Annotated in this window: 13 protein-coding genes; 4 read left to right on the top strand and 9 right to left on the bottom strand. The window is 73.6% G+C overall.

All coding sequences use genetic code 11. The features are described 5' to 3' along the window. Positions 1 to 235: 235 nt before the first annotated feature. The gene (locus ACZ5CZ_RS29530; protein ID WP_385842419.1) at positions 236 to 559 is read right to left on the bottom strand and encodes a hypothetical protein; all 324 of its coding nucleotides are present in this window, start codon (positions 557 to 559) and stop codon (positions 236 to 238) included. A 311-nt stretch (positions 560 to 870) separates the two neighbouring features. On the opposite strand from ACZ5CZ_RS29530, the gene cds1 reads away from it, so the two are divergent. Further along, positions 871 to 1,998 (top strand): L-cysteine desulfhydrase Cds1, encoded by a 1,128-nt coding sequence (gene cds1, locus ACZ5CZ_RS29525; RefSeq protein ID WP_385842420.1) that lies wholly within the window; start codon positions 871 to 873, stop codon positions 1,996 to 1,998. A 45-nt stretch (positions 1,999 to 2,043) separates the two neighbouring features. On the opposite strand, the gene ACZ5CZ_RS29520 is transcribed toward cds1, so the two are convergent. From ACZ5CZ_RS29520 to ACZ5CZ_RS29495, 6 genes are all read right to left on the bottom strand, one after another. Continuing rightward, positions 2,044 to 2,505 carry an SRPBCC family protein gene (locus ACZ5CZ_RS29520; protein WP_385842421.1) on the bottom strand — a complete coding sequence of 154 codons (462 nt, stop codon included), beginning with the start codon at positions 2,503 to 2,505 and terminating at the stop codon, positions 2,044 to 2,046. Between the two features lie 77 nt (positions 2,506 to 2,582). Beyond that, positions 2,583 to 3,425, bottom strand: a complete 843-nt coding sequence (locus ACZ5CZ_RS29515) for a DeoR/GlpR family DNA-binding transcription regulator (RefSeq protein ID WP_385842422.1) — start codon at positions 3,423 to 3,425, stop codon at positions 2,583 to 2,585. A gap of 391 nt (positions 3,426 to 3,816) precedes the next feature. Next, the gene (locus ACZ5CZ_RS29510; protein ID WP_468947336.1) at positions 3,817 to 6,255 is read right to left on the bottom strand and encodes a right-handed parallel beta-helix repeat-containing protein; all 2,439 of its coding nucleotides are present in this window, start codon (positions 6,253 to 6,255) and stop codon (positions 3,817 to 3,819) included. Positions 6,256 to 6,484: 229 nt separating this feature from the next. After that, positions 6,485 to 7,090 carry an Rv1733c family protein gene (locus ACZ5CZ_RS29505; protein ID WP_468947334.1) on the bottom strand — a complete coding sequence of 202 codons (606 nt, stop codon included), beginning with the start codon at positions 7,088 to 7,090 and terminating at the stop codon, positions 6,485 to 6,487. A 205-nt stretch (positions 7,091 to 7,295) separates the two neighbouring features. Further along, complete coding sequence (locus tag ACZ5CZ_RS29500) at positions 7,296 to 8,120, bottom strand: MOSC domain-containing protein (RefSeq protein ID WP_468947333.1); 825 nt, start codon at positions 8,118 to 8,120, stop codon at positions 7,296 to 7,298. Between the two features lie 43 nt (positions 8,121 to 8,163). Further along, entirely contained in the window at positions 8,164 to 8,598 is a 435-nt protein-coding gene (locus ACZ5CZ_RS29495; protein WP_385842425.1) for a DUF6643 family protein, read from the bottom strand. A 294-nt stretch (positions 8,599 to 8,892) separates the two neighbouring features. Between ACZ5CZ_RS29495 and ACZ5CZ_RS29490 the strand changes: the two genes are divergently transcribed. Then, complete coding sequence (locus ACZ5CZ_RS29490; RefSeq protein WP_468947331.1) at positions 8,893 to 10,242, top strand: TerD family protein; 1,350 nt, start codon at positions 8,893 to 8,895, stop codon at positions 10,240 to 10,242. 6 nt (positions 10,243 to 10,248) lie between these two features. Here ACZ5CZ_RS29490 and ACZ5CZ_RS29485 read toward each other — a convergent pair whose 3' ends face one another. Next, positions 10,249 to 11,412 (bottom strand): glycosyltransferase, encoded by a 1,164-nt coding sequence (locus tag ACZ5CZ_RS29485; protein ID WP_468947374.1) that lies wholly within the window; start codon positions 11,410 to 11,412, stop codon positions 10,249 to 10,251. A gap of 69 nt (positions 11,413 to 11,481) precedes the next feature. Between ACZ5CZ_RS29485 and ACZ5CZ_RS29480 the strand changes: the two genes are divergently transcribed. Together ACZ5CZ_RS29480 and ACZ5CZ_RS29475 are read left to right on the top strand one after the other, a co-directional pair. Continuing rightward, entirely contained in the window at positions 11,482 to 12,276 is a 795-nt protein-coding gene (locus ACZ5CZ_RS29480) for a glutamate racemase (RefSeq protein ID WP_468947329.1), read from the top strand. 167 nt (positions 12,277 to 12,443) lie between these two features. Continuing rightward, on the top strand, positions 12,444 to 12,989 hold the full coding sequence (locus ACZ5CZ_RS29475; protein WP_385842429.1) for a hypothetical protein: 546 nt from the start codon (positions 12,444 to 12,446) through the stop codon (positions 12,987 to 12,989). Between the two features lie 24 nt (positions 12,990 to 13,013). Here the strand turns inward: ACZ5CZ_RS29475 and ACZ5CZ_RS29470 are convergent, their stop codons facing one another. After that, on the bottom strand, positions 13,014 to 13,985 hold the full coding sequence (locus ACZ5CZ_RS29470) for an O-antigen ligase family protein (RefSeq protein ID WP_468947328.1): 972 nt from the start codon (positions 13,983 to 13,985) through the stop codon (positions 13,014 to 13,016). Positions 13,986 to 14,368: the final 383 nt, after the last annotated feature.

Raw genomic sequence — 14,368 nt, 5'->3', positions numbered from 1 at the left:
TGCTTGCGTCCAAACGTCCGCCTGCTGTCGTGGCCGGCGGGCTGGTTCGCAGCGTTATCGCCGGTAAACCCAGAGTGACGTGAGACCAGCGTGACGCAGCGGAAGCGCTCCCGCAACTCGCCGCGACCGGATGACCCCGCTCGGCGCCCGCGCCCGGGAACCGGCACGCACGCGCACCGGCGCAGCGGTGCACCGGCCGGCATGCAGGCACACCGGCGCCCGGGCGGCGCGGTGTTCAGTTGCCGCGCCCGGCCGCGCGCCGTACCGCCTCGATGAACCGCCGTGCCGTGGGTGGCCCGGACCGGCCCGGCGCCGGGTCCTGCTCGCCCAGTGTGAGCAGATACCGCGTGCCGTTGAGATCGGCCAACGCCCGGTCGTCCGGGGCGTACCACGGCTTGGACGCGCGCACCGCCTGCACCGGCGCGCTGTCGATCTCGCTGCCGTAGCTGGTCAGCAACTCCAGCCTGCCGCCGTTGATCCGGACCTGCCCGGCCCGGGTGAGCGAACGCATCCGCTTGCCGATCCGCACGCCCGTGGCCGTGAACTCCGGCTCCGCCATTCCCTGCCGCCCCCTTGCGCCTGTTCCCGTGGCTCTCCTGCTCCTGACTGCGCCCCCGTTCGGGACGATCGTCCCGTCGCGTGCAGTCTGCCCCGATGCGGCGAGGAGCACCAGTACGCACGAGGCACACGAGTACGGAGCCCGGAGCACTCGCGCCAGTGCGCCCCGGCCGCCTCGCACGCCTGTGCCCCAGCGTGCCTTGGAGTGGCTGAAAGATGTGTTTATGCAGGTGGGAAGCGGTGCTAAAGATGCCTATGCTCGATGTGTCGGCCACGCGAGGCGTCGTCGGCGCACAGCCTAAGGAGCCCGCCGTGAGCATCACCCCCCAGACCCGGACCGGCGCCACCCTCGACGTCGACCGCAGCGACGCCGCCTACCGTGACTGGCTCAAAGAGGCCGTCCGCAAGGTCCAGGCCGATGCCAACCGCTCGGCGGACAGTCACCTGCTGCGCTTTCCGCTGCCCGAACACTGGGGCATCGACCTCTACCTCAAGGACGAGTCGACGCATCCGACCGGCAGCCTCAAGCACCGGCTCGCGCGCTCGCTGTTCCTCTACGGCCTCTGCAATGGCTGGATCCGCCCCGGCCGCCCGGTGATCGAGGCGTCCAGCGGCTCGACGGCCGTCTCGGAGGCGTACTTCGCGAAGCTGATCGGCGTGCCCTTCATCGCGGTCATGCCGCGCACGACCAGCGCCGAGAAGTGCCGTCTGATCGAGTTCCACGGCGGCCAGTGCCACTTCGTGGACGACTCCCGGAAGATGTACGAGGAGTCCGCCCGCCTCGCGGCGGAGACCGGCGGCCACTACATGGACCAGTTCACCTACGCCGAGCGGGCCACCGACTGGCGCGGCAACAACAACATCGCCGAATCCATCTTCCGCCAGATGGAACTGGAGCGGTTCCCGGAGCCCACCTGGATCGTCGCCACGGCCGGCACCGGCGGCACCTCCGCGACGCTCGCCCGCTACGTCCACTACATGCAGCACGACACCCGCATCTGTGTGGCCGACCCGGAGAACTCCTGCTTCTTCGAGGGCTGGACCACCGGCGACCCGGACGTCACCTGCGACTGCGGCTCCCGGATCGAGGGCATCGGCCGGCCGCGCATGGAGCCGAGCTTCGTGCCCGGCGCGATCGACCGGATGATGAAGGTGCCGGACGCGGCCAGCGTCGCCGCCGTACGGGCCCTGGAGCGGGCGATCGGCCGCAAGGCGGGCGGTTCCACGGGCACCGGACTGTGGAGCGCGCTGAAGATCGTCTCCGAGATGGTGGCCGAGGGCCGTCGAGGCAGCGTCGTCACCCTGCTGTGCGACCCGGGCGACCGCTACCTCGACAAGTACTACTCGGACACCTGGCTCGAGGAACAGGGCCTGGACATCACGCCGTACACCGCGGCGATCGAGACCCTGCTGACCACCGGGGTGTGGCCGGAAGACTGACCCGGAGGGGGCGAACAGCTCACTCGAACACGCCAGGCGGGGACTCTAGGCGAGCCGCCCGTCCAGAGCCGTCATCGCCTGTCCGAAGGCCCGGCCCACCGCGGGGCGGGCCAGGCGGCACGCCAGGCGGAACGGGGAGGTGCCGTCGAGGGCGAAGGTCATCCGCACCCGGGTACCGGCGCCCGCCGGATCGAGGCGCCACTCCTCGACCCAGGCCCGGGCGCCCGGGACGTCGGTCACGTCGACCCGGTAGGCGTACACCGCGGGCGCCTCCGCCTCCAGCACCGTCTCCCGGAAGCGGACGCCGCCGCGCAGCCGTACCTCGCGACCGCCCTCGGTGGGCCGGGCGGAGGCCACCGCGGAGAACCACTGCGGCCAGCCGGGCACATCCTCGGCGAGCGCGTGGAAGACCCTGCCCGGGGCGGCGGCCAGCTCCCGGGTGAAGGCGAGCCGCACCGGCGCGGACGCGACGAACTCCGCTCCGACCGGACGCAGACGCTGAGCCATGACGGCGAACTCCTCGTGAAGTCCCGTAAGTCCGCGGCGAACGCGGGGCGTTGACGGTCAGCGTAGTTGACGCTGCGTCAGATGTCCTCGTCCGATTCGGATTCCGGTTCCGGCTCGCCCGCCACGATCAGCCGCGGCAGATACTCGGAGATCTCCGCGCGCGCCGCGGCCGGCAGGCCCGCGTCGGTCACGAGCGTGTCCACCTGCTCCAGCGTGGCGAACGAACTCAGGCCCACCGTGCCCCACTTGGTGTGGTCGGCGACCACCACGACCTGGCGCGCGGAGTGCACCAGGCGGCGGTTGGTCTCGGCCTCCGCGAGGTTCGGCGTGGACAGGCCCGCCTCGACCGATATCCCGTGCACCCCGAGGAACAGCAGGTCGAAGTGGAGCGCGGCGATCGCCTGGTCGGCCACCGGCCCCACCAGCGAGTCCGACGGGGTGCGCACCCCGCCGGTCAGCACCACCGTGGCCGCGCCGGGCCGCTGCCCCGCGGTGCGCTGCGCCGCGTGGAAGACATCGGCGACCCGCACCGAGTTCGTCACCACGGTCAGGTCCGGCACCTCCAGCAGGTGCTGCGCCAGCGCGTAGGTCGTCGTACCGCCGGACAGGGCGATCGCCGTGCCGGGCGTGACCAGCCGGGCGGCGCTGCGGGCGATGTCCTCCTTGGCGCTCAGCTCCAGCCCGGACTTCGCCTCGAACCCGGGCTCGTGGGTGCTCGCCTCGACCACCGGTACCGCTCCGCCGTGCACCTTCTCCAGCACACCCTGGCGGGCGAGCGCGTCCAGGTCCCGGCGGACGGTCATGTCCGAGACGCCGAGCTTGCGGGTCAGCTCGTTGACCCGCACTCCGCCCCGGCGCCGGACCTCGTCCAGGATCAGGGCGCGGCGCTGCTCCGCGAGCAGGTTCTGATTCTCGCTCACGTACGCTCCGGTCCTTTCGCCGCCACTCGTCCGAAACACCCTCCGCGAAGGTGCGCGGGCGTCCATCTTTTCACGGGCGGGTACGGGGTGCGCCACCAGCCGTACACGATGCGCACACGCCACTGCGGTCACTGCTGTCACACCGGCCCCACTGCTGTCACACCGGCCCCGCCGCTGTCACCCGGATCGGGGAGAGGGGGTGAGGAGAGGCGTGCCGCCCCGCGGAACCGGAGATCCTGACCCGGGGCGCCCCCCAGGTGGACCACGCCCCGCTGCGCGACCCCCTCGCCTACGGCCGCACCCCCGAGCATCCGCTCCCGGCCCCGATCCTCGGCCACTCCGACTACCAGACCGACCCCGTCTTCACCCACATACGCGCCCGTCCGAGCGCTCACGGCTGCTCCGGCAGGTCCTCCGCGTACAGCAGGGTCAGATCGTCGGTGCTGGGGTCCGCCAGCTGGGCGACCCGGCTCGCATGGCGCTCCACCATCGCCTCGAACGTCTGCCGGGCCGTACGGCCGTTGCCGAACGCGGGGCCCTTCGGGATCGCCGTGAAGTACTTCAGCAGTGCCTCGGAGGCGCCCGGCGTCAGCCGGTACTCGTGCTCGTCGGCCTGCTGCTCCACGATCCGCAGCAGTTCCTCGGGGCCGTAGTCACCGAAGGTGATGGTGCGGGAGAAGCGCGAGGCGACGCCGGGGTTGACGGTCAGGAAGCGCTCCATCTCCGCCGTGTATCCGGCGACGATCACCACGACCGCGTCCCGGTGGTCCTCCATGAGCTTCACCAGCGTGTCGATGGCCTCCTTGCCGAAGTCCCGTCCCGCGTCCTGCGGCGACAGCGCGTAGGCCTCGTCGATGAACAGCACCCCGCCGCGCGCCTTCTCGAACGCCTCCTGGGTGCGGATCGCCGTGGAACCGATGTGCTCGCCGACCAGGTCGACCCGGGACACCTCCACCAGGTGGCCCTTCTCCAGCACGCCGAGGGAGGCGAGGATCTCGCCGTAGAGCCGGGCCACCGTGGTCTTGCCGGTGCCGGGGGAGCCGGTGAAGACCAGGTGCCGCTTGACCGAGGCCGCCTTCAGGCCCGCCTGCCGACGGCGCCGGCCCACCTCGATCATGTCGGTCAGCGCCCGCACCTCGCGCTTGACGCTCTCCAGTCCGACCAGCGCGTCCAGTTCCCCGAGCACGTCCTTCGACGTCCGCACCGGCTTCTCCGGCTCCGTGGGGGCGGCCGACGGCTCCGGTACGGCGGTGTGCTGCACCGGCACCGAGCCGAGCAGCCCGGGGGAGTGCGGCGTCGTCTGCGCGGCCGTCTCGCGGAGCACCGGCTGCCGCAGACTGCCGCTCTCGTCGCTGGTGCAGTCCTCCGCCACCGGGCCGGTTCCGGACCCGCTGTCCAGTCCCGCGTCGGCGAACTCGTACCCACCGCGCGCGCAGCGCTCCGTACGACACCGGCGCAGCGTCGTACGACAGCCGTCGATCACATGGAAGCCGTAGCCCCCGCTGCCGGTCACCCGGCAGTTCAGAAAGCTGCCGCGGCCGCCCGCGGAGACGTAGAAACCGGCCTCGGCGGGGGATTCGACCGTGCAGCGCTCGATGGTCGGGTCGGCGCCCTTGGTGACGATCACTCCGGTCTGGGTGCCGTCCAGCGTGCAGTTGCTGAGCGTGCCGCCGCTGCCGTGGTCCCGGAACCAGGCGCCGGTGGCCGCCTCCCGGATCCGGCAGTCGTCGAGCTGCGCGGTCGCCCCGTCGCTCACCGAGACCGCGGTGTTGCGCACCTGGGACAGGTCGCTGTCCACGACGTCCGCGCGCGAACCGCGGTCTAGCACGAACAGCGCGTCCGGCACGTCGTGCACCCGGCAGGAGTCGAGCACGGCCGTGGCGCCGTCGCTCACCCACACCGCCGGGTAGTCGCCGGTGCTGTCGAAGATCTCGCACTGGTTGGCGTCCACCCGGGTCCCCGGGTCCCACACCGACAGGCCGTTGCGCCCGAACTGACGGACCGTCGTGCGGGTGAGCGTGAGCACCGAACGGGAGCGCAGGTCGACCGCGTTCTCCGGGATGTCGTGGATCCGGCAGTCGGCGAGCGTGAGCACCGCGTCCGTGTCCAGCGTGACCCCGTCGGCGGTGGTGCGGTGCACATCGCAGTCGGTCAGCTGGGCGGTGGCCTGCTGGGTGACCTGCACGCCGGAGCCGCGGACCTCGTAGACCTCACAGCCGACGGCCTCCAGCGAGGAGTTCTCGCCGGTCACGGTCAGTCCGGTGCCCGAGGCGTGGTGCACCCGGCAGCGCTCCAGCCGCGGATGGCCGCCGCCGCGGACCGCCACCCCCGCCTGCCCGGCCGCGACCACCTCGCACTCCTCGAACACGCCGCTGCCGCCGTCGAGTACGGCGATGCCGATGCCCGCCGGGTTGTCGACGGTGGCGCGGCGCACGGTCGGACGGGCGCCGCCGCGCACCTCGATACCGGCGGCGGACCGGGTGACGATCCGCAGGCCCAGCAGCTCGGGCGTGCCCTCCTCGACCAGCAGCGCGGGCGCCGCCGCGTCCTGGCCTTCGACATGCAGGTCCTGCACCACGGCCGAGGCACGCACGGTCAGCGGCACCCCCGCCTCCGGTGCGATCCGCACCGAGCCCGGCGAACCCTCCGGGCCGCGGAGCGTCACCGCCCGCTGCACGACCAGGTTCTCCCGGTAGGTCCCGGGGGCGATGGTGAGGACGTCGCCGTCGGCGGCGGCCTCCAGGGCGGCGGCGAGCGAAGCGTACTCACCCGTGCGGCGCCGCCACCGCGATGTACCGGTGTGCGTCACCTGGACCGTGCCCTGTGCCATGGCGTTGCTGTGCCCCCACCTCGTCGTACTGATGGCTCGCTCCCCGCGGGGGCGCTGCCTCGGCCGCCGGGAGCGGGCAGGCGCTCAGCCGCGTGGGCCGGTGTGCATGCGGACTCCCGAAGACCTGCGTCCCCGCCGGTCGTTCACCCGCGGGTTGTCGCCGAAAGCGCTTCGGCCGGTCCACCGTAGCGTGTGCGTGCACGGTGGGTTGACCAGAGCCGTCAGGCCGTCAGCTGCCGGTGCCCGCCTTGCCCCAGTCCGGGCCCGCCCGCTCCCAGGCCTGGTCCCATCGGGCGTACCGGTGACGGACCATCCGCCAGACGGCCAGGCGCCGGGCGCTCTCCACCAGGGTCGTGGTGACCAGGGCCGCGCCGAGCCCGGCGAGGACCGCGTGTGCCGTGGCCGTGGCGGAGTCCAGCGGGCGGGCCGTTATTCGGCCGTGCGGGTCCGTCCACAGCCGGAAGTGCTCGCCGGAGTGCGGGGATTTCAGGCCCGTGAGGGTCGGGCCGTGCTGGTGCGTGCCGTCCGGTGCGGTCCAGTCCGCGAGGACGCGGCGGGGCGCGTCGCGCGCGGCGGAGGTGTCGGGGTCGGCCTCCGGCGGGGCGCCCCGCAGGGCGTGTACGACGGTGGCGGTGACGAGATGACGGGTGTGCTGCTGCACCCGCACGGCGCGCTGCAACGAGTTCTCGGCGGCGGTACCGACCAGCCAGCCGGCCACGGGTGCGGCCACGGCGATCAGCAGGAGTGCCACGAGGGCCACCCATGCCTCGGCCAGATCGGTCGTGCGGCGCAGCGGATTGCGCCGCCAGCGCCACAGGCCACAGACTGCCCGCAACTCCTCACCCCCTCACGCTCCGTCAAGCCCCCCCGGAGCGGACGCTCACCCGCGCCCGGGTCCGGGAGACGGAGCCCCCATCAGCCGCGACCCCGTCGGCACCAGGTGCCGCACGGATGTCCCACGCCCTCTCAACGAACGGCACCCGCCCGCGGTTCCCGGTCCGGTGCACCGGAAAGCGGGGCCTGCCGGCCGTCGCCCCGGCCTACTCCTCGACCCGCACCGGGTCCCCGACCCGGATCGTCCCGGTGGACAGCGGCACGAGGTTCACGCCGAAGAGCAGCTTGCCGCCCACCCTGCGGTGGCGGGCCAGGGTCCGCAGTGGCTCACGGCCGCGAGCGGCGGTGTCCTGGTCGGTGGTGGTCACCACACATCGGCCGCACGGCTTCGCGGCACGGAAGAGCACGTCCCCGACGGAGATGCGCGACCAGCGGTCCTCGGCCCAGGCGTCGGTGCCGGCCACGACGAGGTTGGGCCGGAAGCGGTTCATGGGCAGGGGGCCCTCATGGGCGTGGTCGCCCTCGGCCAGCAGGGAGTTCAGGGCGTCGAGGGACGCGGTCGTGGTGACCAGCAGGGGATAGCCGTCGGCGAAGCTCACCGTCTCGCCCGGCAGCGCGTGGCCGGGGTCGACCGGGCGGCGGGTGGCCGGGTCGTCCATGTGGACCAGCCGGACACCGGACCCCAGATAGGCGCTGCACCAGGCATGCGCCTCCGCCGCGGCCGGGACCGCCTCGACCTTCGTGCCGAAGATGTCCACCGGCACGGTCGCCGTCGGCTCCGGCACCCGGACCGTCAGCGATATCCGCCCGGGCGCGGACAGACGGACGCCGCCGCCGGCCAAGGGCTCGGCGGCGGCCAGCGCGAGACGCGGCTGCTCGCGCTGTGTGACGACCTTTCCCCCGTCGTCGACCAGTGTCCAGCGTCGGTCCCCGGCCAGGCCCCAGGGCTCCACCACGGCCTCACGGCACCGAAGGCCCCGGAACGCCTTGACCGGATGGACGTGGAGCGAGTGCACTTCGGCGTTTCCCATGACGCCATCGTGCCAGTCGGCACCGACAGCGGGGACCCGTCGGTCAGTAGCCGCGGTACTGCTGGTTGTTGTACGGATCCTGGTACTGGGCCTGCGTGGGCCGCGGGGCGGCCGGGCGCATGGCTTCGTAGCCGGTGCCCGGCGCCATCGGGTTCTGCTGCGGGGCCTGCGGGCCGGGATAGCCGCGCGGGGCGGCCGCCTGCTGCGGGATGTACGCCGTGGGCGCCTGCTGGAGCGGGGCGGGCTGCGGCGTCTGCGGGTAACCGTAGGCAGGGGCCTGCGGGGAGGGCGCTGCCGGGAGGGCGGGCAGCGCCGAGGGCAGGGCGGGGAGGTTGCCGCCCGTGTCGTAGGCGGCGGGGACCCGGATCGGGGCGATCTGCGGGGTGCCCCGCTCGGCCACGAGCGAGTCGTAGATCGGGGTGTCCCGGAAGGAGGCGGAGTAGTAGCCGCCACCATAAGTGGAGCGGGGGGAGGTCATGGCACATAAGTTAAGCCCACGATGTGCTGGTTGGGGAGACCGATAAGAGGGTTGTTTTCCGTGTCGGCAGTGGTCCGGTATCCCCAATCCGAGCGAACTTGGCAAAAAGGGACGCGAATCCATGTTTGGATCGTGTAAAGCCCGAGTTCCTGCGGGGTTACCGCCGGTTGACCGGCGATCTTCCGGCGCTGCTCAGTGGGTGTGCGCCCGGACGGGATTAGGTTGTGCGGGCAGGGGTGATTCCGAGGACCGGAGACACCGGAAAACCGACACGGGTTGGGGGCGGACATGTCAATGCCGAAGGGGTCGAACACGCAGGTGCCGACCGCGGCCCTGCGCGTCGAACTGGGCTGGCGGTCCGGGCCCGGCGTGCCCGACGCGGACGCCTCGGCGCTGCTGCTCGCCGAGGGAAAGGTCCGCTCCGACGGCGACTTCGTCTTCTACAACCAGCCCGCGCACTCCTCCGGCGCGGTGCGCCACGAGGGCAAGCGGACGGCCGGCGCCCAGGTCACCGACACCCTCTCCGCCGACCTCGCGCGCGTGGAGAGCGCCGTGGAGCGCATCGTCCTCGCCGCCTCCGCGGACGGCGGAACGTTCGGGCAGGTCCCCGGTCTCTACATCGAGGTGACCGACGCCGCGACCGGCGCCGTGGTGGCCCGCTTCGACAGCCCCGGCGCCACCAGCGAAACGGCGTTCGTCCTCGGCGAGTTCTACCGCCGGCAGGGCGGCTGGAAGTTCCGCGCCGTCGGCCAGGGCTACAGCAGCGGACTCGAGGGCCTCGCGACGGACTTCGGTATCACCGTGGACCAGCCGCAGCACGCCGCACCGCCCGCGGCGAGCGCCCCGGTGAACGCGCCGCCGCCTCCCGCGGCCCCGCCGGTGCAGCCGACTGCGGCCCCGCCGGTGCAGCCGACCGTGACCCTGCCACCGCCGCCGGCCGGGCCCCCGCCGCAGCCGGCCGCGACCACCCCGCCACCGCCGCCCGCCGCCCCGCCGACGCCCGCGGCCCGGCCGGTACGGCTGTCCAAGGTGACCCTCACGAAGGCCGCCCCCTCGGTCTCGCTGGCCAAGCAGGGCGGCACCTCCGGCACGCTGCGCGTAAACCTCAACTGGCAGGTCCGCAAGCAGTTCCCCGGCTGGGGCGGCCGCCGGGGCGGCGGCCAGAGCGACCTCGACCTCGACCTGTGCGCCCTGTACGAACTCGCCGACGGCCGCAAGGGCGTCGTCCAGGCCCTCGGCAACTCCTTCGGCTCCCTGCACCGGCCCCCGTACATCCACCTCGACGGCGACGACCGCACCGGCGCCGTCGCGAGCGGGGAGAACCTCACCGTCAACCTCGACCACATCCAGGAGTTCCGGCGCATCCTCGTCTTCGTCACCGTCTACGAGGGCGCCGCCTCCTTCGCCGGCCTGCACGCCACCGTGACCCTCCAGCCCCAGTACGGCGCGCCGATCGACTTCTCGCTGGACGAGTGCACGGTCCCCTCCACGGTGTGCGCGCTCGCCCTGATCACCCACCAGGGCGGCGACCTCATCGTCCAGCGCGAGGCCCGCTATCTGGTCCCGGAGCGCGGGGTGAGCCCGCAGCGGACCGTGGACCGCGCCTACGGGTGGGACATGAACTGGACGCCCGGCCGCAAGTGACCCCGCTCAGCCCTCCTCCGGCACCGCGTCCGGACGCGCATACGTACGCCCCTTCCAGGCGGCGCCGCGCCCCCGGTAGTGCTGCACGGCGGAGTCGACCGTCATCAGCAGATACAGGAACGCGGTGAACGGAAGCAGCGGAGCGAGCCACAGCGGCTGCCGGTAGTACCGCAGCATCGGCACATACGTACCGGTCATCACCGCCCACGTCACCGCACCCAGGACCGCGGTCGCCGCACCGCCGGCGGCCGCGCCCGCGACCACCGCGGCGGGCGGCACCAGATAGACCAGCGCCAGCCCGGCGACCGTACCGAGCAGCAGCAGCGGGTTGTGCCGCAGCTGCGCGTACGCGCTGCGCGAGACCATCCGCCACAGGTCGTGCAGCCGCGGATACGGGCGCACGCTGTCCACCCCCTCGGCCAGCCCCAGCCAGACACGGCCGCCGGCACCCTTCACCGCGCGGGCGAGTGCCACGTCGTCGATCACGGCGTGACGGATGGCGTCCGGGATCCGTGCCCGCTCCGCCGTACCGGCGCGCAGCAGGACGCAGCCGCCCGCGGCCGCGGCCGTACGCGTGCCCTCACGGCTGATCCACCGGAAGGGATACAGCTGCGCGAAGAAGTAGACGAACGCCGGGACGACCAGCCGCTCCCACAGGCTCTCCACCCGCAGCCGGGCCATCTGCGACACCACGTCGAAACCGCCGGTGCGGGCAGCCGCCACCAAGGCGCGCAGGCTGTCCGGCGCATGCGCGATGTCCGCGTCCGTCAGCAGCAGGAACTCCGGATCGCGCGCGCGTGCCAGGCCGATACCGTGGCGCACCGCCCACAGCTTGCCCGTCCAGCCCGCGGGCGGCTCCCCGGGCGAACCGACCGTCAGCGGCAGCCCGCCGTGCCGCCGGGACAGCTCCCGGGCCAGTTCCCCGGTGCCGTCCGTGCTGCCGTCGTCCACCAGGAAGACCTCGGCCCGCCCCGGATAGTCCTGCGCCAGCAGCGACGGCAGACTCGCGGGCAGTACGGCGGCCTCGTCCCGGGCCGGTACGACGACACAGACCGACGGCCACCCGTCCGGTTCCCGGCGCGGCGGCAGCCGGACGTCCGTGCGCCAGAAGAAGCCCTGGCCGAGCAGCAGCCAGCACCAGGCGGCCAGGGACACGACGGTGATCCACATCAGGGCACTCACGGCCGCAGTCTGCCCCACCGCAACGGCCGGCAAGACTCCATCGTCTATCGTGGCCGGGTGAAGATCGCGCTCATGGACTCCGGAATCGGCCTGTTGGCGGCCACCGCCGCGGTACGGCGACTGCGGCCCGACGCCGATCTCGTGCTCTCGCTGGACCCCGACGGCATGCCCTGGGGGCCGCGCACCCCCGAGGACGTCACCCAGCGCGCGCTGGCCGTCGCCGAGGCCGCCTCGGCCCACCGGCCCGACGCCCTGATCATCGGCTGCAACACCGCCACGGTGCACGCCCTGCCCACCCTGCGCGCCCGGCTGGAGCCCGGGATCCCGGTGATCGGCACGGTCCCGGCGATCAAGCCGGCCGCGGCCGGCGGCGGCCCCTTCGCGATCTGGGCCACCCCCGCCACCACCGGCAGCGCCTACCAGCGCGGGCTCATCGAGGACTTCGCCGACGGCGTCCGGGTGCACGAGGTGCCGTGCTGGGGACTCGCCGAGGCCGTCGAGCACGCGGACGAGGCGGCCATCGACGCGGCTGTCGCCGCCGCGGCCGAGCTGACCCCGGACGATGTGACGACCGTCGTCCTGGGCTGCACCCACTACGAGCTGGTGGCGGAACGTATCCGCGCCGCCGTGCAGCGCCCCGGCGCCGCCCCGCTCGTGCTGCACGGCTCCGCCGGAGCGGTGGCCGCGCAGGCCCTGCGCCGGATCGGCGAACAGCCCGCCCCCGAGGCCCCCGCCGAAGGCACCCTGACCGTGCTGCTCAGCGGCCGCGAGGGCGAGCTGCCCGCGCCCGCGCTGCACTACGCCGAGGGCCGGCTGCTGCCCGTCCCCGGCCCGGTCGCCGACCGCAGCTGACCCGACCGGACGCACCCATGTGCGGCGTATACACATGAGGGTCGCCCTTTGTATATGCGTCCTCTGTGTGCGCGCTCACAGGTCCCTGTCACCCACTGGGCCGGACGGGTGCGGTCACCCTCCGCGAGCGGGTACCCGCGGATCGAAACCTGAGTAACCTCATAAACATGAGGGACCATCCCCGAGCCGACGACACCGCGCGCACCGACGTCTGGACCGGCCGCGCCACCAACCGGGTCCAGTGGCTGCTGGCGCTGGTCGGCGCGGCCTGCCTGGCACTCGGCATCGAGCTGGCCGTGGACTCGGCCTGGACCTCCGGCGTCGCAGCCCTGGCGATGTCCGTCGTGGGCTGTATCGCGGCCGGCCTGCTGGTCCTCTTCGGCACCCTCGCCTTCGTGCACGTCGACCTCCGGTGCGACCGGGAGTGCGTCGAGGTGCGCTGCGGCCACATCGGGCTGCCCCGCCGCCGTATTCCGCTCTCCCATGTGGCGGGCGCCGACTTCACCGCCCATGTGACCCCGCGCCACTGGGGCGGCTGGGGCTACCGCTGGCGCCCCGAGAAGGGCACCGCCGTCGTCGTGCGCCGCGGAGAGGGCGTCGTGCTCCGGCTGTGGGACGGCCACACCTTCACGATCACTGTCGACAACGCGGAGTCGGCGGTGCGGGTCATCCGGGACCGGCTGCGGGCGATCACCCCCGGCACGGCCGGCTGAGTCCGCCGCCCATTCCTCCACGGGTCAGGGTCGCGGCCCCGCGTCGTCGCCCGCCCACGGCCGTGCCGTCGCCCAGCCGGCCAGCAGACCCGCGCCCGCCGTGACCGTCGGAAAACTGAGCGCGTTGCCCCCCGCGGCGAGCCCGGCCAGCGCCGTCAGGGCCGCCCCCGCGGTGAGGGCGACCGGCGTCGTACGAGGGCTGCGCCACAGCGCGTGCAGGACCCAGCAGAACACGGCGCCGAGCAGCACGACCCCCACCACGCCCTGCTCAGCGGCCTGCTGGAGCAGCGCCGAGTGGGCCCTGCCGTCGGACGCGGACGCCGGTGCCGTCGTACGGCTCAGCTCCCCGAACCGGCCGGGCCCGACGCCGAGACCGCCCGCCCCCTCCCCGAGCCCCAGCGCCTCCCGCCACACCCGCACCCGGTGCGGACCCGACCACCGCGTGAGCACCTCGGCAAGGCCGCCCGGCAGCACATCCGCGGCCAGCGCCCAGACCGTCGCCGCCACCCCGGCCGCCGCCACCGCCAGACCCGCGAGCCCCCCACCCCGGCGCGGCACCGCGCCCGCGGCCAGGGAACACAGCAGGACGGCCGCACCGGTCGCGCAACCGGCCACCGACCCCAGTGCCGCCCCGGCTCCGACGATCCCGGCGGCCAGCGCCCACAGACCCAGGCGCAGCGCCGGTACGGGCGTCGCCCAGGCGGCACAGCACGCCGCTCCGGTGGCCAGGGCCAGCAGGGCGGCGGTGGCCCCGGCATGCCCGAGGGGTACGGCGTACCCGGGGCCGGGGGAGAGGCCGGGCAGGGCCACGGCCAGGGCCAGCCCGGCCAGCGCACCGGCGCCGGGCGCGGCCACCGGCAGCAGGGTGCCGGAGACCCGGCCCGCTGCATAGCCGGCGGTCGCGGCCAGCACCGCGAGCAGCAGCCCCTCGGGCCGCCCGTCATGCGCTGCCGCGGTGATCAGCGACCATGCCGCGCAGGCCCCCAGCAGGATCATCCCGACCCCGTCGGAAACGTTTCTCTCGCCGCTCTCGGTGTCCGTGTCGTCCGCACCGGTCGCGGACCTCGTCCCCGTCGCCCCCACCCGCCGCCCCTCGCACCTGGTCCCCCGACCTATGGCAAGCCCGGACACACGCACCGAGAACGGCCGCATCGCCCAGGCTGCGCTCACCGTAACGGCTCATGGCGGGTTTGGGGACGATGTGCGCGCAGAGGTCCGCATTCCGGTAGTCGTCCGAACCACTCTCCCGGTCCGGGAAAGCGGGCGCCCGCGGCAGCGGGGGACAGCCGGCCCGGGGGCGGCCACACCAGCCCCTCGCGATCAGCAGGCCCCCCGGCCCGCGCTGTCAACAGCAAGGTCGACGGCCGTACACTCACCCG

The sequence above is a fragment of the Streptomyces sp. NPDC031418 genome, from assembly GCF_055581605.1.
The sequence above is the reverse complement of the archived record's forward strand: the minus strand, read 5'-3'. Positions and strand labels throughout refer to the sequence as shown.